This is a genomic window from Streptomyces scopuliridis RB72 (assembly GCF_000718095.1).
Lineage (GTDB): Bacteria > Actinomycetota > Actinomycetes > Streptomycetales > Streptomycetaceae > Streptomyces > Streptomyces scopuliridis.
Genome location: NZ_JOEI01000034.1, coordinates 1 through 22,518, shown reverse-complemented (window position 1 = coordinate 22,518; position 22,518 = coordinate 1). Strand labels below are relative to the sequence as shown.

20 protein-coding genes and 1 pseudogene are annotated in these 22,518 nt (G+C 68.4%); 10 read left to right on the top strand and 11 right to left on the bottom strand.

Annotated elements, in window-relative coordinates; translation table 11 throughout:
* The first annotated feature begins 228 nt into the window (after positions 1-228).
* Positions 229-924 carry a hypothetical protein gene (locus tag IF11_RS41105; protein ID WP_133243215.1) on the top strand — a complete coding sequence of 232 codons (696 nt, stop codon included), beginning with the start codon at positions 229-231 and terminating at the stop codon, positions 922-924.
* Here the strand turns inward: IF11_RS41105 and IF11_RS0132370 are convergent.
* Positions 825-2,057 carry a hypothetical protein gene (locus IF11_RS0132370; protein ID WP_240627591.1) on the bottom strand — a complete coding sequence of 411 codons (1,233 nt, stop codon included), beginning with the start codon at positions 2,055-2,057 and terminating at the stop codon, positions 825-827. The genes IF11_RS41105 and IF11_RS0132370 overlap by 100 nt on opposite strands.
* A 287-nt stretch (positions 2,058-2,344) precedes the next feature.
* Entirely contained in the window at positions 2,345-3,451 is a 1,107-nt protein-coding gene (locus IF11_RS0132365) for a glycoside hydrolase family 43 protein (protein ID WP_030355358.1), read from the bottom strand.
* Between the two features lie 173 nt (positions 3,452-3,624).
* On the opposite strand from IF11_RS0132365, the gene IF11_RS41100 reads away from it, so the two are divergent.
* Both IF11_RS41100 and IF11_RS42495 read left to right on the top strand, forming a co-directional pair.
* Positions 3,625-3,771, top strand: coding sequence for a hypothetical protein (locus IF11_RS41100; RefSeq protein WP_157848469.1), 147 nt, complete (start codon positions 3,625-3,627; stop codon positions 3,769-3,771).
* Between the two features lie 185 nt (positions 3,772-3,956).
* Positions 3,957-4,285, top strand: a pseudogene (locus tag IF11_RS42495) (transporter); the annotation flags it as partial.
* A 225-nt stretch (positions 4,286-4,510) separates the two neighbouring features.
* On the opposite strand, the gene IF11_RS41095 reads toward IF11_RS42495, so the two are convergent.
* Positions 4,511-4,855, bottom strand: coding sequence for a hypothetical protein (locus IF11_RS41095; protein WP_133243214.1), 345 nt, complete (start codon positions 4,853-4,855; stop codon positions 4,511-4,513).
* 498 nt (positions 4,856-5,353) lie between these two features.
* Between IF11_RS41095 and IF11_RS0132335 the strand changes: the two genes are divergently transcribed.
* A complete protein-coding gene (locus IF11_RS0132335; RefSeq protein WP_030355355.1) occupies positions 5,354-6,151 on the top strand; it encodes an SMI1/KNR4 family protein in 798 nt (265 codons plus the stop codon).
* A 104-nt stretch (positions 6,152-6,255) separates the two neighbouring features.
* Here IF11_RS0132335 and IF11_RS0132330 read toward each other — a convergent pair whose 3' ends face one another.
* From IF11_RS0132330 to IF11_RS0132305, 5 genes are all read right to left on the bottom strand, one after another.
* Entirely contained in the window at positions 6,256-8,037 is a 1,782-nt protein-coding gene (locus IF11_RS0132330; protein WP_078491031.1) for an ABC transporter ATP-binding protein, read from the bottom strand.
* Positions 8,034-9,125 carry a hypothetical protein gene (locus IF11_RS0132325; protein ID WP_030355353.1) on the bottom strand — a complete coding sequence of 364 codons (1,092 nt, stop codon included), beginning with the start codon at positions 9,123-9,125 and terminating at the stop codon, positions 8,034-8,036. Before IF11_RS0132325 ends, IF11_RS0132330 begins: the two co-directional genes overlap by 4 nt.
* Before the next feature lie 6 nt (positions 9,126-9,131).
* Entirely contained in the window at positions 9,132-10,190 is a 1,059-nt protein-coding gene (locus IF11_RS0132320; protein ID WP_051746406.1) for a hypothetical protein, read from the bottom strand.
* Between the two features lie 650 nt (positions 10,191-10,840).
* Positions 10,841-10,987: a transposase gene (locus tag IF11_RS41700; RefSeq protein WP_206300615.1), complete on the bottom strand. Its 147-nt coding sequence runs from the start codon at positions 10,985-10,987 to the stop codon at positions 10,841-10,843.
* Positions 10,988-11,404: 417 nt separating this feature from the next.
* Positions 11,405-11,731, bottom strand: a complete 327-nt coding sequence (locus IF11_RS0132305) for a hypothetical protein (protein ID WP_030355351.1) — start codon at positions 11,729-11,731, stop codon at positions 11,405-11,407.
* A 78-nt stretch (positions 11,732-11,809) separates the two neighbouring features.
* On the opposite strand from IF11_RS0132305, the gene IF11_RS0132300 reads away from it, so the two are divergent.
* Positions 11,810-12,277 (top strand): MarR family winged helix-turn-helix transcriptional regulator, encoded by a 468-nt coding sequence (locus IF11_RS0132300; RefSeq protein WP_030355350.1) that lies wholly within the window; start codon positions 11,810-11,812, stop codon positions 12,275-12,277.
* Positions 12,278-12,814: 537 nt separating this feature from the next.
* On the opposite strand, the gene IF11_RS0132295 is transcribed toward IF11_RS0132300, so the two are convergent.
* The gene (locus IF11_RS0132295) at positions 12,815-13,198 is read right to left on the bottom strand and encodes a VOC family protein (RefSeq protein ID WP_030355349.1); all 384 of its coding nucleotides are present in this window, start codon (positions 13,196-13,198) and stop codon (positions 12,815-12,817) included.
* Positions 13,199-13,820: 622 nt separating this feature from the next.
* On the bottom strand, positions 13,821-14,414 hold the full coding sequence (locus IF11_RS0132285; protein WP_030355348.1) for a TetR/AcrR family transcriptional regulator: 594 nt from the start codon (positions 14,412-14,414) through the stop codon (positions 13,821-13,823).
* A gap of 111 nt (positions 14,415-14,525) precedes the next feature.
* Between IF11_RS0132285 and IF11_RS0132280 the strand changes: the two genes are divergently transcribed.
* Both IF11_RS0132280 and IF11_RS0132275 read left to right on the top strand, forming a co-directional pair.
* Positions 14,526-15,536: an NADP-dependent oxidoreductase gene (locus IF11_RS0132280; protein WP_030355347.1), complete on the top strand. Its 1,011-nt coding sequence runs from the start codon at positions 14,526-14,528 to the stop codon at positions 15,534-15,536.
* Between the two features lie 401 nt (positions 15,537-15,937).
* Positions 15,938-16,420 carry a nuclear transport factor 2 family protein gene (locus IF11_RS0132275; RefSeq protein ID WP_030355346.1) on the top strand — a complete coding sequence of 161 codons (483 nt, stop codon included), beginning with the start codon at positions 15,938-15,940 and terminating at the stop codon, positions 16,418-16,420.
* Between the two features lie 174 nt (positions 16,421-16,594).
* Here the strand turns inward: IF11_RS0132275 and IF11_RS0132270 are convergent, their stop codons facing one another.
* Positions 16,595-17,413, bottom strand: a complete 819-nt coding sequence (locus tag IF11_RS0132270) for a thioesterase II family protein (RefSeq protein ID WP_078491030.1) — start codon at positions 17,411-17,413, stop codon at positions 16,595-16,597.
* A 413-nt stretch (positions 17,414-17,826) separates the two neighbouring features.
* Here IF11_RS0132270 and IF11_RS0132265 point away from each other — a divergent pair, with 413 nt between their 5' ends.
* The 3 genes from IF11_RS0132265 to IF11_RS0132255 all read left to right on the top strand — a co-directional run.
* Positions 17,827-18,777: a daunorubicin resistance protein DrrA family ABC transporter ATP-binding protein gene (locus IF11_RS0132265; RefSeq protein WP_030355344.1), complete on the top strand. Its 951-nt coding sequence runs from the start codon at positions 17,827-17,829 to the stop codon at positions 18,775-18,777.
* 12 nt (positions 18,778-18,789) lie between these two features.
* Positions 18,790-19,581 (top strand): ABC transporter permease, encoded by a 792-nt coding sequence (locus tag IF11_RS0132260; RefSeq protein WP_030355343.1) that lies wholly within the window; start codon positions 18,790-18,792, stop codon positions 19,579-19,581.
* Between the two features lie 330 nt (positions 19,582-19,911).
* Positions 19,912-22,518, top strand: a 2,607-nt coding sequence (locus IF11_RS0132255; RefSeq protein WP_037729146.1) for an amino acid adenylation domain-containing protein, incomplete at its 3' end; no start/stop codon positions are given.

The following is a 22,518-nucleotide window of genomic DNA, read 5'->3' as shown; positions in this document are numbered from 1 at the left end:
GCCGGCTGCCGTCGGAAAACGCGGTGAGGGCCGTGGCCGTGGCCGCGGTCTGGTCCGGAACGGCAGGCAACCCCTTGGAGGCATCGACATCGGTTCCCCCTGCGACCGCACGACACAGCAGCGGCTGCCGCTCCGCCGTCGCCACCAGGAGCGCAAAGCAAGTTCCAGGGGAACTGAGCATGGAAATCAGCGAGCTCACATCTGCGGCCGTGGAAGCCCTCCAGCACCGTGAATCCACCGGGCAAGGCCGTCACCTCTGTCACAGTCGGGACGACCAGGGACGCTTCCGGATGGATCAGCTACGAGGGCACCGCCCTCGTCACCCACCACGACGGCGAGACCCAGACCCTCAACATCCGCGACACAGCGCTCTCCGTAGTCCTGGAGCAGCACGCGCACGACGAAGCCGAACTCGGCTCCGTACGGACCGTGGTCATCCCGGTCCCGCTCCCCGAGGCCGCCCCGAACAACCGGGTCCGCTGTGAGGAGCACCCCGGAGTCCACATCGAGACCGTCGCGTGCCGGTGGCCGCACAACGTCCACGCCGACGAGGACGAGCCGCAGGTGGAGCTGATGAACTCGGCGGAACTGTACGCGGCTCTGGAAGTAGCGGCCTCTGTGCTGGAAGAGACCGCGCTTCGTGATCGATACGGTCACACCTCATGCAGGACCATCCCCGCGCGCGGGGAGCAGGAATCGCCGGTGCACGTGTGCTTCTGGAGCGACGAGCACTGGGGCGACGAGCACTGGAGCGACCGGGCGGGCGCCATATGCGGTCCTGGGGCGGTCCGCGCCCCCTCGGCGGCAGCGGGGCCGGTTCGGTCTCACGTCCATCGCAGTCGGTTGCCGGTTGAATTGCGGGCCAGGAACAGCGTGAGATACGTCTGCCCCGCCATGGCGCCGATGCGGTGCTCCCGCCCGTAGTAGGTGTTTTCCTCGGCGGCGCCGTAGGTTCGGCCATCGGTGAAGCGGGACATGAGGGAGAGCTGTGCGTTGTTGTGCAGCCGCTCCCACTCGGCGGCGGACGGGGAGATGCCTTGGTCCTGCCGGGTGAGTGAGACCAGAAGGTCGAAGTTGCCGAAGTAGAAGGGGAAGTGCGTACCCCAGTCGTTGCCCTCGGGGTAGTAGATCTCCGCCGAGTTCACGCGGTAGATCGGGCTGGTGCCTCCGCCAGGCAGCGGGAAAGGTTTGTCCACCAGGGCGGCGTACGTCCGATTGATGTTGTGCAGCGCGGCCCGCGGCGCGGCCCGGTTCGCCAGGCCGAAGACGAAACCCTGGTAGAGGCTCTGGTCGAAGGCGACCATGTACAGCGGGTGCAGCCGTGCGTGGTTCTCCAGTGTTCCGTCGTCGGCGATGTTCGTCCCCTGTAGCCAGGAAGACAACCGGATACCGTTGATGCTCGCGCTGCTGGTGAGGTCAGCCGGTCTGGCTGCCGCGGCCAGCAGGAGCTCGATGTTGCGACGTGTCCAGCGGGCGGTGTTGGGGTGGCTCGGCATCATCGAGGCGGCCAGGGAGAGTGCGGCGGCGCTCCAGTTGTCCTCTTCCGCCTTGCTGTCCCCGGGGGTGACGACGGTGCCGTTGCGGCGGGTCATGTACAGCTGATCACCGCTGGTTCCGATGAGGTGGACGCTGTTGCCGGTGGTGAGCCGGTCCGCTTCCCATACCAGCATGGCGACGAGATGATCGCGCGTGGTGGCGTCCAGTTGGTCCCAGAAAAGCCAGCCTGCCAGGGCCGTGTAGTACGCCCACAGCGCGGTCTGCCATCCGCCGCCCCAACGGTTTCCGGTGTTCGTGTTGTTGGCCCGGTGCCGGGCGGCGAGGGTTCGGATCAGATTGTGGGTTCGGACAGCGGCGTTCGCGGCCGAAAGCGTCCGGGGGTCGTACGTGTCCGTGACCAAGGCCGTGGTGGCGGCGACCGCCGCCATGGCGGGCAGCCGGACAGCCCGCTCGTCGGTTCCCTTGAGGTCGATGTAGCCGTCGGGAAGGTAGTGGGTGTAGTTGGCGGCGTACCAGGGTCCGATCAGGTAACGGGCACTCCCGGCAAGGACGGCTGTCACTCGGGTTCCGGCGGCGTCTGCCCCTGAGTAGGAGCCCAGGTTCGGCCAGTTGATGGGGACGACGCTGTTGCCGTCCGCTGCCAGGGCGGTGCCCGTCGTCCCGGCCCCGAATACACCGGTGAGTCCGATCGCGCTTGTTGCTCCGAGGAAGCGACGTCGGGAAAGTGCAGGCAGGTCGAACATGAGTGGACTCCTACTCGCGAGGGGCATCGGACCGCAAGAGGCGTGGCTGGTGGCAGCGCACCGACGGTTCGCGGAGGCGGTCGCAACAAGCCCGGGGACGGTTCTCATTCGAAGAACTTGAGGCTGTACCCGACGTTGGTGGCGGGACCAGGGACGTTGGCCCGGCGGTACGTGGTGTTGCCCCACCAGACGGCCGTGCCGGTGTACCAGTAGCGGTTGGACCACGAATACGGTGTGCCCTTGGCGACCGCATGGAACATGGTCGGGAACCGGTTGCCGGACGGCGGGCCGGCGGCGACGTCGCCGCGCGGCAGGACGAATGTCTGGTGGCCGGGACCGTCGACGTTCAGCGTGGGGTCCCAGCCCGGCATCATGGTCGGGGCGTGCGAGCCGAACAGGCAGCCGTTGCTCTTGTACCAGTCCCAGACGTACGTCGGATCGCCGCCGGCCCGCAGCCGCAGGTCGGCGATGCAGTACTGGCTGCTCCAGCTGCCGTTCGCGGAGTACGTGATGTGCAACTGCCCGTTGGGGTCGACAATCGGCTGGGGTGCCTCGTTGATGTAGGGGTTGCCCACGACCCGTTCCCACGGCTCGCGGGGCTGCGATATGACGTAACGGCCGCCGGTGGTCGTGGTGGGACCGCTCATCCGGGCGATGTACAGGTTTTGCTCGACGTTGGTGTCGCCGGACCAGCCGGACCACACGAACCAGCGCTGGCCGCCGAAGGTGAATGGCACCCCGTCGATGGCCCACTTGTCAGCGGGCAGGGCGACCTTGGTGGCAGCGGAATAGCCGGTGTCCGGGCTGGCCGAGCTGATGTGGTACATCCGATGGGCCGCACCGCTGCCGGCAGCGAAGTAGATACGGTAGTGACCGTCGTGGTGCACGATCTCCGGGGCCCAGACCTCGCCGAGGTTGCCGGTGTCCCGCCACACCTGGTGCTTGGGCGCGGTGGCGACGCCCTCCAGGGTGGATGCCGACCGCACCGCGATGCCGCCGTCCACGGACTTGGCGGAGACATAGAGGTCGCCGACCTTGATGACGCTCGGGTCGGCGCCGCCGACGAGGGGGCGGCCGAGTGTGGACCGTTGATCATCCGTCACCGCGGTGACGCCTTCGGCGGGTTCGGCGGTGGTCACCGCTTGCCCGAGGACCAGTGTGCCAACGAGTCCGAGGGGAGCGATGCCGACGAGCCATCGGGTGGGGCACATCAGGCTCCTCCTGATCATGGCCACGACAGGTAGCGCTTTCAGCTAATCACCATGAGGTGAGCGGTCGTCAAGAGGGCGAGCGGTCCGACCTCCTCCGTCGACAGCCGTAAAGTGAGCGGTTTTGCGACAGCGAAGCCGGCCGCCGCCATGCGGGCGGAAGCTGAAGGGTCTTCGTGTCCGCCTACAGGACGGCGCTCGACGCGGGCGGGACCACCGTGCAGGCCGACGTTCCCGGCGGCACCGGGGGAGCCCCGACGGGCCGGCGGAACGCCTTGAGGAACGGCGGTACGGCGACCCGTACGCACGTCAGCAGCCGGTGAGCAACACTGCGGCGAACGGTTCCTCGGCGGTTTCGCGGGTCAGTTGTGGTCGCTGGCGACGAGTTCGTTTTCGAATCCGTCGGTGGATTCGAGAGAGGAGGCGTACTGCTGGGGCCCCGGCGTGGGGATGTTGGTCGGGGAAGAGGAGGCTCCAGCCGTTAACCTTGTTCCACACGATAGGCGGCGTGACGGAGGTCGCGCCGCGTCTTGCTGAGGCCGAGGCGGATGTGCAGGACCTCATCGAGACGCACATGGAGACCATGCTCGGGGTGCGGTTCCTCGCGAGCGAGTACAGCGCCGGTCCCGTGCACGGCGGACGGATCGACTCGCTGGGCATCGACGAGAACGGCGCACCCGTGATCGTCGAGTACAAGCGGGCCATTGACCGCGGGCGTCATTCACCAGGGTCTCTTCTATCTGGCATGGCTGATGGACCACAAGGACGCGTTCCGGCGCCTGGTCCGCGACCGGCTCGGGGCCGCGATCGCGAGACCAGGTGCTGTGGAGCGCGCCGCTATAACCCCGGTCCACAGAGCACTCCCCGCAACGCGGTGTTGCCACATCGGTGAAGGCGTCCGAGGCCATCCGCAAGACCCATCGTGAAGCGGGGAGGCTGGGTGGAGAACTCCAGGGTGATGGAGGGTCACTTCGAGGACGGCGATGGCTGGGAGGAGAATGCCCTCGAAGGCATCGGCCTCTGAGCGAAACGCGGACAGGACCCGGGTCCTCGACTGGGGTGTTACTCGGACTCGGGATGCATCTGCACCCATCGGCCGTCAACGGACTTCATCTCTACCCCGTAGTACGGCTGGGGCGCGATGGTGGGGCTGGTGGCACGTTTGGTCGAAGCCTTGGCCTTGGGGCGGGATATGGGCTGACCCTTCGCGGCCTGGGGCTTCTTCTTCGCATCGCGCTCCCGCAGTTCCTGAATCCGCCTGAGTAGTTCGGTGCGGCTCATCTGCTTCCGCTTCCGGGCTCGGCCAGGTGGAGCAGCGGAAGCGGGGGGCTCGCCGCCAGTGAGCGGGCGGCAGGAGCGGTGTGCCGCCCGCCCGCCCTTGATGATGACGAGCTTCTTCTTGGCCACGGGATTACCGCATACGGCACACCGCTTGGCCCTGGAAGCATCAGACACGATCCCCCCGATCTCAACGCCATGTTTAAGACGGAACGATAGTCGGCTCGGGGCGCTCCTGGCGGGACCCTCCCGCACTACTTCCGCCGCCTGGGGGCGGAGTTGCGTCGTGCGCCAGTTGGGATACTTCCGGCTGTTGCCGCCATCGCGCCGCGGTGGGCTCACGGACAGTGTCTGGTTCCTCAACCTACCGTTTGGCATGGCCGGTGAAGCGGATATGGCGAGGACGAGCGTCTGGATGTCGGCGTACACGTGGACGTCGCCACCCGGGTATGGATGAGAAGGGACAGTTGTTGATGTGGTGAGACCTGTTGCTCGGCACTCTGCTGCGTGGTCGGTGCGAGGGCGGCGGGGGGCGGTTGACAGTGGTCTTGGACCCGCATCGCGAATCGACGTCAGATACGTCTGGCGGCACGTCCATTGTCAGTGCGGTGCGCTTCACTGTTCGCCATGAAGCTCACGCAGGGGACCATCAACGACCTGCTGGCCCAACTCGGCCCGGCGGACGGCTACATGTATCTGCCCAGCGACCTGGACCGGCAGGACCTGACCGACCTGCTCGACAGCAGGTACGGCGCCCCACGCACTCTCGTCCTGGACGGCTTCACCGATCCGACGGTCGACGGGTCCAGGGGCGCGGCTCTCCTCGTCCCCTTCGAAGACCGGGCCGTGACGATTCGGGCGTGGGCGTACGGGGACCAGTGGGTCGGCGCAGGTACGGCGCGGGACGCCGAAGAGGTCGAGCGGCCGGTGCTGGTGGTTGCTCGCAGGGAGGTGCCGGAACCCTTGGCGGTCGCTCCGGGCGAGGACGTCGACTGGATGGAGCGGCTCAGAGGGATCACCGGCTGGACACAGCCCGCCCAGCGGCCGGACATGGTCTGGGCGGAGGTGGAGTCGCGCCTGGGCACCGCGCTGCCGAGCGACTACAAGCGCATGGTCGAGACGTTCGGCGAGGGCGCCTTCGACGGATTCCTGGACCTGAACCAGGAGCCGTGGACGCATCTCAGGGAGGACGGTCTGCTCATCTGGGCGGGCACTGAGCACGAGGACCTGTACTGCTGGAGGGCCGACGGGGACGACCCCGACCGTTGGCCTGTTGCGGTCCGGTCCTTCGACGGCGAGGACCTCCTCTTCGACTGCCAAGCCGCGGAGTTCGTCTGCCGCATCCTCGTCGACCCGCGCCACCCGTACACGATGGCCGGCTATTTCGATACGCACTGGTTCATGAACTACCGGGAAAGCGGCTGACCAAGCCCCGCCGCCAACGGTATTCGCGGCCTGGTTGGCGGTGCCTTCGGGGAACAGGGCAGAAAAAGGACTCGTCTGTTGAGTCATGGCTGGGACTGGACCCGTCAGGCGGCCCGCCGGGTCGCCCGCGCAGCCTCCCGCCGGGTCGACTTCGAGGCCGGACTGCCGCCCGTGCGCGGGGTGCCGTCGTCGAGATGGATGGTGCGGGTGGCGAGGCGGGTGAGGGCCGGCCGGTGGGTGGTCATGACCGCTGTTCGGCTCTCGACCAGGTGGCCGAGCGCGCGGACGACGAGTTCTTCGGCGGCGTTGTCCAGTCCCGTGGTGGGTTCGTCGAGCAGCACAACGGGGGCGTCGGCAAGCAGGGCGCGGGCGATGCCGACGCGTTGGCGCTGGCCGCCGGACAGTCCGGCGCCTCGGTCGGCGAGCCGGGTGCCCAGGCCATCGGGCAGGCGTTCGGTGAACTCGGTGACCAGGGCTGCCTCCGCCGCCCGGGCGACCTCGTGCGGGCCGGCGTCGGGTCGGGCGTAGCGGATGTTGTCGGCGATGGTGCCGGAGAACAGGAACGTGTCCTGCAGCACGACTGCGATCTGGCGGTGCAGCCAGATGGCGGGGATGTCGGCGAGGGGGAGTCCGTCGAGGAGCAGGCGGCCGCGGGTGGGCGCGTAGAGCCCGGCGATGAGGGAGAGCACGGTGGATTTGCCGGAGCCGTTGGGTCCGAGCAGCGCGAGGTGTTCGCCGGGGTGGACGGTGAGGTCGAAGTGGTTCAGGACGGGGCCGCGGCCGTAGTCGAGGGTGATGTCGTGCAGGTCGATTCGGCCGGTGGCGCGGTCGGGCAGGCGCCGGTGTGGTGTCGGGGGCGGGGGTGGCTGGTCGAGGATGGCGGCGACGCGTTCCGCGGAGGCCGCGCCCTGGGGGAAGGTGATCGAAAGGCGGGACATCGATCGCATGGGCTTGATCATGTCCTTGAGGTAGCTGGTCACCACGACCAGCAGCCCGACGCTCCACCAGTGGTTCACGACACCGAGGCCGCCCGCCCACAGCAGTGCCGCGGTGGCCACCGCGGCGGCGGCTTCGAGCAGTGGAGTGAATCGGGCCCGCAGTTCGACGCTGCGCAGGCCGGCGTTGAGGGTGGTGCTGTTGCTGGTGGCGAAATGTGCGTCGTGCAGGTCCTGGCGGCCGAAGGCGTGGATGGTGCGGATGCCTTGAAGGGATTCGGTGACGAAGGTGGCGAGGTGTCCTTCGGCGGCGCGCTGCCGCCGTTCCGTCTGGCGGGTCAACCGGGTGTAGCGGGCGGCCGTGAGGAATATCAGCGGGGCGCCCCCGATCGCGATCAACCCCAGGCGCCAGTCAACGGAGAGGATGACGGTGGCGTAGCCCGCGAGGGCCAGCAGTCCGGGCAGAAGTGTGGAGAACAGGTCGACCAGAGCGTCCTGGATCCGGCTGGTGTCGATCGCGATGCGGCTGGTCAGTTCCCCGACGGCTTGCCGGTCGTGGTAGCTCATGGGGAGCCGTTGCATGTGGGCGAAGACGTCCGTGCGGATCTCCGCGGTGATCCGCTCTCCGGCGCTGTTCATCACACGGTCACCGAGGTAGTCGAACGTCCCCGAGGCGAGAGTGATCAGCAGCAGTGCGGCGGCGGCTACGCTGAGCATGGCCAGCGGGGACGAGCCCACGATGCCCGTGAGCCAGGCCAGTGGGCCGCTGGTCCGGCCCTTGAGTACGTTGTCGATGACCAGCGCCAGCGGCCAGGGTGCCGCCAGGTCGGCGATCAGTTCTCCGACGCGCAGTCCCACGCCGAGCACGAGCGTGCCCAGGTGCGGGCGGCCGTAGGAACGGAATCGCCATAGGTATCGCATCATTCCCACATCGGCTCGGCTGGCCCTCATCGGCCCACCTCCCCGGTCAGGTCCGCGCGGGCAGCGCCTTCGAGAGCTGCGTTGCTCGCGCCGGGGCGTATGCCGTGCTCGGCCATGGCGGTCAATACCACCGGCGCGAGTCCGGGGTCGGCACGCGTGATCGCGGACAGCAGCCGGGAGAACTGGCGGCGTTGGCTCAGGGCGTCCTTGGTCAGCCGGGCGGCATCGGCTCCGGCCGACTCCATGCCGCGCAGCAGCGCCGCATCGAAGCGTGCCGCGTCGGCACCCGTGGCGATGACCCGCTCACGAGCGGACCAGCATGCCGATGCCCACACGGTGCCGTCGGCGTGCGGGTCCTGGTCCCGCCCGCCCACGAAGTGCGCCATTGTCCACCGGGGCTGCAGTTTGCGGCGCCGCGGGTCCCACTCGGCGATGGTCCCGCGGTGCCAGCCATAGATGTCAGAGGTGCCCAGCAGGATGGCCGTGAGGACATCTGCTGTGCCCTCGTCCAGGGCGATCTTCCGGTTGGTCTGCTGCTCCGGGGGACGCAGCCGGTTGAGCCGGAAGTCCGCGGTGTGCCGGCACAGATGATGGCCGACCTCGTGACAGATGATCGCGGCGTTGTGGGCGGGGGCGTGGAAATACCGGCTGCCATCCGGTGCCGGGACGAATCCGGCGCCGCCCCCCAGATGGACCTCGCCCGCACAGCTGAGAGTGGCGGGCTCGTCCGTGAGTGACGGCCTGGGAAGCCGGTAATGCCCTCCGCGCCAGCGGCGGGGCTGGTCGTGCATCCCGATTCTGACCAGCAGGCGAGGGAGAGGGTGGCCGAGCAGGGCTGAAGCGAACCGCAGAGCACGCTGGACGTGGAAGGCCGTGTTGGTCACGCCGAATGCTCGGGCCTGCCGGTCTGCGACGGCGTCAGCCAGGGGGCCGCCACCGGCCGCGGGGTCGAACATCAACGTGGAGCCGTTGAACAGCTGCCCGCCGCGCTCGTCGCGGACCGTGGCCTCGGGCAGCACCACTTCGGCCGGCCGCAGCTCAAGGACGTCCAGGGCGACTTCACGCAACTGCCCGGGCCAGGGACGTCCGTCAGGTATGTAGACGATCGCCGGGATCACGGGGCATCATCCCCGGACAGCGGTGTCGGCGAAGGGTCCCGCCGTGGCGACGGTCTGCCGGACCGGTGCGCGCACCAGGTCCACGGCCGCGCCGTTCGCCAGCTGTGGCGGGGACAGGACCGGCAGTCCCGTGGCCGCGTGTGCTTCCTGGGAGGCAAGGGGGCTGGCGGTGACCAGGCCACTCACCATGCGGACCGGGACCCCCAGTCCCTGCAGGATCGTCACCCCGGCCACCGCGTCCAGCGCATTGGCCGCCGCCAGTACGACACCGTGGGCGAATCCGGGCAGGCACTCGGCAAGCGCCCGTGTCTCGGACTGCAGCAGCCCGTCGGCGATCTCCAGGACGACTGCGTCCGCACCGTCGTCGACCAGGGCATCGCGGATGGCGATCATCGTGGTCCGCAGCCGCTCGACCGGATAGCCGAACGTGGAAGACATGCCGAAGTCGAGGAATTCGGCCACGGTGCTGGCGCCCGCGTCGATGTACGTCCAGCGATCCTTGCCGCTGCCGGAACCGGTGACCTTGCCCGCACCGGCAGCCAGTCCGGCTCGCGTCCAGCCGCTCACCATGGCCGACGCCGTCGTGGTCTTGCCCGCGTTCATCGACGAGCCGAGCACGACCAGAGTGCCCCACTCCGGCGCCGTGTGCGGCGACGGCGTCCGCGCATAGTGTTCCAGCGACAGTGGCATCCCGGACCGGTCGTTCAGCGTGCCGATCACCTTCAACTCGGTCGGTGGCAGCCGTCGCGTATGCGCCGAGGCCACCGTTCCCACAAGGCCGCCCGCCGTCAGCAGATGAACATTGGGCCCGGTCGGCAGGTAACCCTCGTAGAAGTCCGTGGCATACCGGTTGCCGTATGCACCCACCACAATGTCGCCCAAGTAGAGACGGACGCGCCGACCATGGACATCCTCCAGATGGTCAAGCTCGCCCAGGTGGGCCACGGTGGCAACCACAAGATCCCCGAGCTGCGGTTCGCGAACCGACCCACCGGGCACGGTCGCGTCCCGGTCGTTGATTCTGCGCGTCACATAGCCCCACTTGGCCCCAGCGAAATCTTTCATCACAGATCCCTCATCCGTTGCGGATCGGGCCCGTGCCGGCGCCCGAACGGGTGTCGTCCATTCGATTCGCTCATCCCATATTCGGTGCTCCCGGGATCGATCGCATTGTGGCGGTGGTCCTGGCGGTGACCGGTGGGGCTTCCCTCCCGAGTGCGGCGGGCGGCGGGCAGGCTCTCCGCGTGCGATGGTTGACCGGGTGGGATTTCGCATCTGCGGGACGCTGTTCGTGGCGGATCTGTCACGGAGGGCCAGCCAGACTGCCCCCAGGACGTCAACCGCCGGTCGCCATCACGCCGGCCGGTACTCGGCTCACGTCTTGGGCGTCTCGGAGACGCTGACTGCGGTCAGCTCCGGAAATCGATCGGTCCAGAGGCCGAAGATCCATAGGGCCGGATTCCCTGCCGAAGGTGAGATTGCCCCATGACCTTTTTCGTGGTCCCGCAATGAGGTTCCCGGCCTCCGGGACCGGCATGACTGCTCCCCCCTGTTGAAGGTATGGCCTGGGGGTGGTGTCACCGGTCCCCGAGGCACTGGCAGACCGCTGATTAGCGCCTCTGTGTCAAGCAGCTGCTGCGAGTTGGTTTCGCTGGTCTCGTTTCATGATCCGGTAGACAACGTTCGAGAGACGCCGCTTGAGGGCCCTGCGGGCCTCAGCAGGTTGCGCTGCCGGTGTAGCCGGCGAAGTGGTGCTCGGTGGGGAATCGGGTGACGTCGCCGATGTGTCCGAGGCCCTTGGCGGCGAGCACCGCCCCGAGCCCTGGCAGCGATGTCCGTGAGGCGGCGAGGGCATCGCGCATCTGGGCTTCGTTCTCGACAGGAGCCGGGCCCTGGCCGACAGCGTGGACGGCACATCGACGACGTCCTCGCGGGCCGCGGCCAGCTGCTGGGCGAGTGTGCGGCCGAGGCCGCCGACGCCTTCGACGGCGAATCGACGTTCGATTCCGATGGTGATCACGCGCGTCCTGACCTGGTGTTCGAAGCGGCAGAAGTGTGCGGTGGGCACCCTGACTCCGACCGGCACCCTGGACGCTACGGCTGCAGATCGTGCGTCCGGGGTCGATTCAACAAGTCGAACATCACGCCACCGCCGTCACCCCGGCCGGGAAGAAGGCATTCCGCAAGCGCCTGCCCAACAGCGAACCGAAATCCCACTGGACGGTGATCTCCATGATGTGCCCCGCCGATTCGCCGAGGAACTGACTCTATGTCCGTGCTCAGGAATCAACGGGCGTGTCCAACGGCCACCCGCCGCGGCGTCCTGCCAGTCGGCACCCGCGGCAGTTCGTGTGCCCCTCGCGCGCGGAATGGTCACGCACCGTGAGTCCCTGCTGGTCGATGCTTCGCGGGTGGGGCGGCTTGCCCCAACCCGCGAGATGCAGGCCCCACGTGATCAGCACCGCCGCCACCAGGGCTATCAGCCCCCACCAGATTCCCGGGCGCCAGCCGATGATGCCCACGCCGATGGCCAGGGCCCCGACCATGGCGACGGCGGACCCGACCCATCCCGCGATGGTGTGCCCCTCGTCGTGGTGTCCACTCACGTGCCTGCCTCCCAGCACCTGCCGACCTTATGATGTCTTAGCAAGTGAGGAATTTATCTTACGTACTAAGGAATATCAATGGAGGGCAAACCACGCCCCACCGCCTCCGCCGCGGATGCGATCGGCGCGCTGGACGATCTCGTCGCGACGAACCTCGTCGGCCGTCAGGAGTTCGCCCGGAATCTGGGGCTGAGCGTCAAGGACCTCGTCTGCTTCGCGCATGTCCTGGAGGCCGAGGGCGCCCCGGTCACCGCCGGCGACTTGGCCGGGCGCGCACACGTCACGACGGGTGCGGTGACCGGCATCCTCAACCGCCTGGAACGCGGCGGCTTCGTGGTCCGCCGCCCGGACCCCGCCGACCGGCGCCGGGTGCGCGTCACCGCGGTTCCGGCCGCCGCCGAGCGTGTGCAGGCCGTCTACGGGCCGTACTACACGTTGCTCGCCGAACTCTGCACGGACTACTCGCCGGACGAGATCGCCGTACTCACCGACTGGCTCACACGCGCCGGGGCGCTGGCGCGCACATACCTGGAGGAGTCGTGTTAGGGCGTGGGTTCGGGGCCCCGGTGCGGGCGCCCTCCACGCCAGGGTGACTCTGGCGGCCGTGTAGCGTGCGGTGCGTGCTTTGACCGCGCAGTACAGCGGGGTGTGGCTGTTCAGGTCTTCAATGCGGTGTCGAGCGCGTTGCTGGGGGTCAAGGGGTCGCAGGTTCGAATCCTGTCGTCCCTACCAGCGTTTTCGCAGGTCGTTGGCGGTATCGGAGAAATCCGGTACCGCCTATTCCGTTGCTCTGGGGACCAGTTGGGGGCGCCGGCGTGGGCGAACCAGGTGAGTCCGGTGTGGCCGCAGGTTGCGCCTTCGCAGATGTGCGCCTGCGCGGCCTGATGGAGAGCTCGCTTGCAGAGCGAGGTGCTGAGCCTCTGGGGGGCCAGGCCGTTGCGACCCTTCCCCTTGATGGTGCACGCGCCCGCGTCGCGGTGCCGACGCTGGAAGGTCCCACTGACACCGCGCGCCGTCGTCGCCATCAGCGAGTTGGCAACCTCACCCCGCCGCCCGCTGTGCCTTGTTCGATGTGACGGGACGTCAGATGGGCTTCAGCTGCGTGCGCAAGAGACAGAACTCATTGCCCTCGGGGTCGGCCAGGACATGCCAGCTCTCTTCCCCGGTCTGGCCGATGTCGACACGCACGGCGCCCAGTGCGAGCAACCTGGCCAGCTCGGCGTCCTGGTCGCGGTCGGTGGCGTTGACATCGATGTGCAGCGGGAGCTTCCCGAGCCGGGGGTCGCGGCCCGCATTGAAGACGAGGGTTGGCTGTGCGCCGCCGAATCCGACGCCGGGCGGGCCGATTTCGATGCTGCCGTCACTTTCTCGATCCAGCTCGACGTAGCCGAGGACATCGCACCAAAATGCGGCCAGTCGGCCAGGGTCTTCCGCGTCGATGACGAGTTCGCTGATTCGGCATGCCATGCAGCGAGGATAGCCTCAGCCGACACTTGATCGCCGCCCGCGCCAGGGATGATTGGGGCCCCAGCCGGGTGCTGGTGCCGCCCCGCCGTGCACGCTCGGCGCCACGATTGGTCCCAGGTCAGGGAGTCGTTTTCGAAAGTCGGTTGCCGGATGGCTTCTTCGTACAGAACGAGGGTGGGGCGCAGGTCGGTGTTCTCCTGCCGCAGCCGTTTGAAGTTCGCCTCTCAACCTTCGTCGGGCTCGGGCTCGGGCCGGTCCGTCGGTGCCGTGTCCTCGGTGGGCTGGGCGGGGATGCGGGGTCGGAAGTGGGTGGTGCGGTGGGGCCTGTGCTCGTTGTAGACATGCTCGTCGTCGCTCAGTGAGTGGAGCAGGTGGCCACCTGGATGCGCCGGAGTCGGGTGAGGGCGACGACGGTGAAGAGTGCTGAGCGTCAGGAGCCGGCCAGGGCGCTGATCAGCTTGCGCGCCGCGGCCTTCGTCGGCCGCTTCGCGGCGGTCGCCGGGTGCTCCCGGGGAGCGGCGCGACTCATTGCCGCGGGCCTCGGCCGGCTTGGCGAACTCGGCGTCGAGCCCCTCCCCGCCGAGCGCGCGGCCGAGTTCGCTGGTTCCTGTGCGCGACGGTGTCAACTACGGGCCCGAGGGCGGCGTTCCCTCTTGGCATGGCTGCTCCCCGCGCTCGTCAGAATCGCGCTCGCGACGACATCGAAGAGGTGGTCGGCGCGTGGCGCGAGCGAGGGTTGATCGCCGAGCCACGCGAGCGCCGCTACCAGCGCAAACAAATCGGTGCCATCGATATCGCTCCGCGCCATGCCCGCGGCCTGGGCACGGGTGAGGAGCCGCGCACCGGCTGCGCGCAGGGTGACGCACGAAGCGTGGAGTGCGGATTCGGTGTCCTCGATGGCGGCTGCCATCAGCACGGTCACACCCCGGTACTCGGTTGTCCACGCGACGCAGTCGCGTAGCCACGAAACGAGAGCGTCTTCGGGTGAACTCGACGTCTCAAGCTCGGCTGCCCTTGCCGTCAGTTCGTCGAAGCTCGTGCGAAGCAGGGCGTCGAGCAGCGCCTCGCGCGTCGGGAAGTGACGCAGCAGCGTCGCGAGCCCGACATCGGCCCTGCGTGCGATGTCGCGCAGTGACACGTCGACGCCTTGCTCGGTGATGGCGGTGCCCGCTACCGCGAGCAGGTGGTCGCGGTTCTTCCTGGCGTCGGCCCGCATCTGTCCCCCTTGACTATCCGGATCAGTGGTCCATATATTCGGATCAGTGGTCCGTTTATGTGGATCGCTGATCCGAATAAGCGTATCCCGCAGCGCGGGCAGGAGAAAACGATGCCGACACACACGATGAGGGCGGTCCGGCTCCATGAGCACGGCGGCCCTGAAGTTCTGCGTTACGACGAGGTGCCGATTCCCGAGCCGGGGCCGGGCGAGGTGCTCGTTCGCGTTCACGCGGTCGGTGTCAATCCTCCGGACTGGTACCTGCGCGGCGGGCTGACCACGATGCCCGGGGAGACGGAATCGACGGTCGGCCTGCCGGTAATTCCGGGGACGGACGTGTCGGGTGTCGTCGAGGCCGTCGCCGCAGACGTGGACGGCCTCGCCGTGGGTGATGAAGTCTTCGGTCTTCTGCGTTTTCCCAGCTTCGACGGCAGCGCATACGCCGAGTACGTGGCCGCGCCCGCGTCGGATCTCGCACACAAGCCGGCCGGCGTCGACCACGTGCACGCCGCCGGGGCGCCCATGGCCGGGCTCACCGCGTGGCAGTTCCTGATCGAGGTCGGACACGATCACCCCTCGCCCTTCCAGGAGGCACGGCATCGCCCGACGGCACTCGACGCCGACACGACGGTGCTCATCAACGGCGCCGCGGGCGGCGTGGGGCACTTCGCCCTGCAGCTGGCGAAGTGGAAGGGTGCGCGTGTCATCGCGGTGGCATCGGGCGCGCATGAATCGTTCCTGAACGAGCTCGGCGCCGACCGGTTCATCGACTACACCAAGAGGCGTCCCGAGGAACTCGTGCACGACGTCGACCTCGTTCTCGACACCGTCGGCGGCCCCGACAGCAAACGCCTCCTGCGCACGCTCAAGCGCGGCGGCGCCCAGTTCCCCGTACTTCCAGGGGACTTCGACGAAGCAGAGACCGCGAAGCTGGGCGTCACGGTATCGAGCGCCCAGGTCCGCTCGAACGGCGCGCAGCTCGCCGAACTGGGGCGCCTGCTCGACGCGGGCACGGTCCGCGTCGCGATCGACAGCACGTTTCCGCTCGCGGACGCCCGGGCCGCGCACGAACGCGCCGCCCGAGGGCACATCCAGGGCAAGATCGTGCTCACGGTCGCTTAGGAACGAGCCGTTTCACCGACGCGTCCGGCGCCCGTCCGCAGGGCACCGGCGGCCATCGAGACGCCAACGCGGAGAGCTTGGGGCGCGTCTGGCGACCAGGCAGTCGCGATGCTCGCTGCGGCGAACCGAGCCGACCCGTGCGGTCCGGCTCGGTTCGCCGCAGGAGATCGCCGAGACGGTCGCATTCCTGATGCCGGCGGAACGGCGACATCACCGGCCGGCACATCACCGTCGGCGACGGCAGCGGTCCGGCGACCTGACGGTGGAGCGGTCGGTCGCAAGGCGGCGCGCCGCTCATGTCACGCCCTCCGCCCTCCTCCCTCCCGGCGCACGCCGGGTGGCCGCTGTCGCTGTGCCCGCCCGATCTTTCACCCGGCAACCGAGCACCAGCGAGGCTTGATATGACGACAACTGCGGCTTTCGGCTGGGGAAGCAGCCACCTCAACACAACGCCGGCGGGGAAGGTGGATCTCGACCCCGCAGAGCGGCTCGCCGTCCAGCAGACGCTGGCGCGCTACGCCTTCGCCCTGGATCACGGAGATCTGGTGACGTTGGCGGGCGTCCTGACCGAAGACGCCACCTGGACGGTCAACATCGCCGGTGAGGTCGAGCAGGGCCCGTTCGTCGGACGCCCGGCGATTCTCGACCTGGTGCGAGAGGCAACGGAAGCGCAAACCGATCAGCGAAGGCACAACCTGGTCAACATGGTCTTCCGCCGTGCGGACGCCGACACGGCAGTGGTGTGGGCCTACCTGATGTTGACGTCGAACGCGGGCGGGGCCTCGAACGTGATCACGACCGGCTTCTACGTGATCACGCTGCGGAACGCCGAAAGCGAGTGGCGTATCGCGAAGTTGTTCGTCGGCATGGACAACGCCGAGTGAAGCCCAGCGACCAACCAACCCTCGATGGAGACCCCATGTGCTGTCCCCCGCGGCAACTTCGCCGCTCCTTCACCTGAAGTGGCGATCGATTCCTCCGAGGCGACCGCCTCTTCCGTTGTGGTGGGGACCAGTTGGAGACCGGTCGGTGGTGGGAGCCTCCCGCCGCCGGCCTGGTTACGCCGTGGTGTGGAGCTTCGCCGCCACGTCCTGGATCAGCTCCGCCGCGTGGGGAACGAGGTAGAAGTGGTTTCCCGGGAAGATCCTCTCGCTGTATCCGGCGCGGGTGTGCCGGGCCCAGGCACGGATGTCGTCCGGGGCGATGTCGGGGTCGTCCCGCCCCACATAAGCGGTGATGGGGGCTCCGGTCGACGCGTCGGGGTGCGGGCGGTAGGTCTCGCTCAGCCGGTAGTCCGCGCGGATCGATCCCATGACGAGTTCCCGCAGATCCGGATCGCGCAGTACGGGTGCCGCCGCCGCGTCCAGTCGTAGCACGTCCGCGATCAGCGCCGCGTCGCCCTGCTCGTGGAGGGCGGATTCGCGCGTGAGACCGGGCGCTCCCCGGCCGGAGACGAACAGCGCGGCCGGATCCACGCCATGCCGGTCCTTGAGCCGTATGGCCACCTCGAAGGCCACCGAGGCGCCCATGCTGTGCCCGAACAGGGCCAGTGGCCGGTCGAGCCAGGGCGTCAGTGCCTCGACGATCGGTTCCACGAGGGTGTCCATGTCGTCGACGCACGGGTCCTGGAGCCGGTCCTGGCGTCCCGGGTACTGCACGGCCAGCAGTTCGACCGTCTCCGGCAGCCGGCGTGGCCAGGTGCGGAAGGCGCTGGCGGCGCCGCCGGCGTACGGGAAGCACACCAGGCGCGTACGTGGGCGGGACACAGGAGTGAAGCGCCGGAACCACGCCAGGGAGGGGGTGGGGTCCGGGCCGCTCAGGTGCCTCGCGTGCCCGTCCTCCCCGGCATGCCTGATCCGCTCGCTCGTGTCGCTCATCCGCGCCCCCAGTGTGATGGTCCGTCCGCCCCTCCGGGCCTGACGCACCGAGGATGGCTTGTTGACAGCGTTGTCGGCGACGCCTCGAAAAAGCAGTTCCGCAATATTCTCCTGCTGTTCTCCTCGGGGGCACTTTTGGAGCATTGTCGGAACGGCAAATGGCGCTCGCCGCACCAACCGGGCGGAGGGGCGAGTGGCGCGGGGTAAATGTCTCTCTCGTCCAGGTGGAAGCGCCCCATTGTTCACGGTTCAATTATCGGTGTATGTCACACGGAGGTTTGGCAGGTGCTTGTCAGCGAGGTGGGCGGGGTGCTTTAGTGGCGCTGCCTTCCCGGAAGTCACTTGCCACCCCCAGGGCGATTGAGCGAATGGAGGCCGCGGAATTTTGCGCAAGCTCTACGTGAGGTGCATTCATGGAAATCGCTATCGAGGCAGTAGGGCTTCGTAAGCGTTACGGGGGCCACGAAGCGCTGTGCGGTGTGGACCTTTCCGTTCCCACCGGAACGCTACTGGGGATCCTGGGCCCCAATGGGGCGGGCAAGACGACGACCGTGCGCGTGCTCGCCACGCTGCTCGAACCGGACGAGGGCCGGGCGAGTGTGGCCGGGTACGACGTACGTGATCAGCCGCGCGAGGTGCGCCGCAGTATCGGCCTCACCGGCCAGTACGCGGCCCTCGACGAGCGGCTCACCGGGCGGGAGAATCTTCGGCTGATCGGCACGCTGTACCGCCTCGGCCGCCGCGCGGCGAAGGCGCGTGCCGATGAACTGCTCGACCGGCTCGATCTCGCGCACGCCGCGGAACGCCAGGTCAAGACGTACTCCGGAGGCATGCGACGCAGGCTCGACCTGGCCGCGAGCCTCATCGCGGAGCCCAAGGTGCTGTTCCTCGACGAGCCGACCACCGGCCTCGACCTGACCAGCAGGCTCACTCTGTGGGACATGATCCGCGAGCAGCTGGCGGGCGGGGTGACCGTACTCATGACCACCCAGTACCTGGAAGAGGCCGACCAGCTCGCCGACCGCATCGCGGTCATCGACGGAGGCCGGGTCATCGCCGACGGAACCTCGGACGAGCTGAAGGCCAAGGTCGGCGGGGAGCGGCTCGAAGTGTCCTTGGCGGACGACAGCGACATCCCCGCGACCGTGACGGCGCTGCGGGAGACCGCCGCCGCCGAACCCGTCGTCGCGCAGGACAGCCGCACGGTCTCCGTCTCGCTGCGGGACGGGCTGAAAACGGTCTCCGAGGCCGCCGCCGCGCTGGACGCCGCGGGCGCCAGGACCGTCGGGTTCGCCGTCCGGCGGCCCTCGCTCGACGGTGTGTTCCTCGCCCTGACCGGCGGCACGACCAGCAGGGAAAGGTAGGGCGAGTACCTCATGGTGGAACTTGTCAGTGACGTGTCCGCACTGGTCGGCCGGCACATGAAGCACCTGGTGCGCATCCCGGAGAAGCTGCTCAGCGTGACCTTGATGCCCGTCGCGTACGTGGTGGTCTTCGGCGTCCTGTTCGGCAGCGCGATCTCCGTGCCGGGCAGCGACTACCGCTCGTACCTGATGGCGGGCATCTTCACCCAGATGATGCTCACGAACGTGGGAAACACCGCTCTCGGCGTCGCCGGCGACCTCAGCAACGGTGTGGTCGACCGGTTCCGTTCGCTGCCGATGTCACGGTCCTCCGTGTTGATCGCGCGCACCCTCTCCGATCTGACGCTGGCGGTCATCGCCTGCGTCACGATGGCCATCGTCGGATACCTCATGGGATGGCGGGTGCACGAGGGGTTCCTCAAGGCCCTCGCCGGTTTCGGGCTGCTCCTGCTGCTCGGCTACACCATGGCCTGGCTCGGCGCGCTCATCGGCCTGCTGGCACGCAGCGCGGAGGCGGTCAACTCCATCGCGTTCATGCTGGTCATGCCGCTGACGTTCCTGTCGAACGCCTTCATCCCGCTGGACGGTCTGCCGGGCTGGCTGCGATGGCTGTGCGAGTGGAATCCCGTCAGCGCCGTGGTGGCCGCCTGTCGCGAGTTGTTCGGCAACACGACGACGGGCACCGGCAAAGGGGCGTTCCCCGTCCAGTATCCGGTGCCGGTGTCCCTCGTGCTCTGCGGCCTTCTGCTGGCCGCCGTCGTACCCGCGGCAGTCGGCGCGTACCGCCGTGCCGCCGCTCGCTGAGGCGAGCTGAGTTCCCGCGGGACCGGCCGTAGGGCCGTCCGGTAATTCCCGGCGCGTTCCCGTCGGCGGCGGCCGCATACCGCTTTGGTGAATCCACCGGGGATTACGGGACAGCCCTGCGCCCATCATCCCGCCCCATCATCCCGCCTCTATCGGTGCGCGGATTGATATCGCGGATTGATATCTGGGAGAGCCTGTCGGTTTCTCCGCTGTTAACCCGTGACAGATGTAATGGCTCGCGAGTTCGTTGTGCCGGTGGCTTTCTGGCCTGCCCGGCCGTATTCGATTCCTCATTGACCGTGCAATTGCCCGATCGAGAACGGATGGACCATGACCGGTTATCAGATTGCTCGTCTGCCCCTTACGGCCGCGCAGTCCGGTATCTGGCTTTCCCAGCGCCTCGATCCGACGAATCCCATCTTTAACATCGCCGAATACATCGAGATCCACGGTGAGATCGACCCGGCGCTGTTCGAGAGCGTGCTGCGACGCATCGTCGCCGAGGCCGAGACGCTGCGGATCCGGGTGGTCGAGGAGGACGGCAGCGCGTCCCAGGTCGTCGAGGAGCACGACGACTGGGACATGGACCTCTTCGACGTCAGTGACGAGGACGATCCGCGGGCGAGCGCCGAGGAGTGGATGCGGGCCGAGGCGCGCCGGCCGGTCGATCCGACGAGCGGCCCGTTGTTCGCGTTCGCGCTGTTCAAGGTGGCGGACGACCACTGGTTCTGGTACCAGCGCTACCACCACATCGTCATGGACGGCCTCGGTCTCTCCCTCATCGGCGGGCGCGTGGCCGGGCTCTACACGGCTCTGGCGGCGGGACACCCCTGCCCGGAGCCGACGTTCGGATCCCTGCGGGAGCTGATCGAGGACGAGGCCGCCTACCGGTCCTCCGAGCGGTTCGTGCGCGACCGCGCGTACTGGACGGCGCGCTTCGCCGATCTGCCCGCTCCCAGCAGCCTCGCCGACCGGCAGCCGAGCCTGCCCCGGTATCTGGAGCGGCGGACCGCCTTTCTGGACGAAGGGGTACTGGACGGGCTGCGCGCTACGGCACGCGAGGCGGACGTCAGCTGGCCCGCTGTCGCCGTGGCCGCGCTCGCCGCGTACATGCACAGGATGACGGGCAACCGCGATGTCGTTCTCGGCCTCCCCGTCGTCGCCCGCGGAGCCATGGCGACCCGCACCATCCCCGGCATGATGTCGAACGTGCTGCCGTTCCGGCTGGAAGTACACCCGGGCACCACCGTCCGGGAACTCGTCCGGCAGGCGTCGAAGGAACTGCACCTCGCGCTGAAGCACCAGCGCTACCGCTTCGAGGACCTGCGGCGGGACCTCGAACTCTCCGGCGACGAACACCGTTTGGCCGGCCCGCACATCAATATCGTCATGGTCGACTACGACCTGCGGTTCGCCGGCCACCGCACCACCGTGCACAACCTCGGTGGCGGCCCGGTCGACGATCTGTCGCTCGTCGTGGACGGCCGCGCGGGCTCCGGGCAGGGCCAGGGGAGCGGCCTGAACCAGGGGAGCCAGGGGAGCGGCCTGAAGATCGACCTGGACGCGAACCCGGAACTCTATGGCTCCGAAGAGATCGCGGCGCACCAGCGGCGTTTCCTCGATCTCCTCGGCGGCATGGTCCGAGCCGGACTCGACGAGCCGGTCGGCGGCCTGGAACTCCTCCGGCCCGCGGAGCGCGAGCGGGTGCTGGTGGAGTGGAACGCCACCGAACGGCCCGTACCGTCCGTCACCCTGCCCGAGCTGTTCGAGGTGCAGGTCGCCCGTACCCCGAAATCCACAGCGGTGGTCTTCGAGGGGCGTGAGCTGTCCTACGCCGAGCTGAACGCCCGCGCCAACCGGCTCGCACATCTGCTGATCGAACGAGGCGCGGGGCCCGAGACCGTCGTCGCGCTCTCGGTACCCCGCTCCGACGCGATGATCGTGGCGCTGCTCGCGGTCCTCAAATCCGGGGCCGCCTACCTTCCCATCGATCCCGCTTACCCGGCCGAGCGGACCGGGTTCATGCTCGACGACGCCCGCCCCTCGCTCGTGCTCACGGTGGCGGGGACCACGGTGACCGAGTCCGGCAAGACATGTCTGCTCCTCGACGATCCGCGGACCGCCGGACTGCTCGCCGGACAGCCGGCCACCAACCCCTCCGACGCCGACCGCACCACCTCGCTACGGCTCCCGCACCCCGCGTACGTGATCTACACCTCGGGTTCCACCGGCAGGCCCAAGGGAGTTGTGGTGTCCCAGGCGAGCGCGGTCGACCTCGCCTCGTGGGCGGCCGACGCCATCGGGCCGCGACAGTTGCGACGCGTCCTGGCGTCCACCTCGCTCAACTTCGATGTCTCCGTCTTCGAGATGTTCGGACCGTTGTGCTGCGGCGGCAGCATCGAGGTGGTCCGCGATCTGCTCGCGCTCACCGAGCGGGCCGGCGACGGCTGGTCGGGCAGCCTGATCAGCGCGGTGCCTTCGGCGATCGCGCAAGTCCTGGCGCACGGCGGGGTGAAGGCGTCCGCGGAGACCGTGGTCCTGGCGGGCGAGGCACTGTCGGCACACGCGGTCGCCGACATCCGCGCCGCCCTGCCGGGCTGCCGTATCGCCAACATCTATGGCCCGACGGAGGCCACCGTCTACGCGACGGCCTGGTACGGCGACGCCGACGGCGACCCGGACGTCGGCCTGGACGACGACGGGAGGACGCCGCCGATCGGCCGTCCGGTGTCCAACACCCGTGCCTACGTGCTGGATTCAGGGTTGCGTCCGGTGCCGGTGGGCGTGACCGGTGAGCTGTATATCGCGGGAGAGGGCCTGGCCCGTGGGTATTTGGGGCGTCCGGGGTTGACGGGGGAGCGGTTTGTCGCTGATCCGTACGGTGGTGTCGCGGGTGGGCGGATGTATCGCACGGGTGATGTGGTGCGGTGGCGGTCG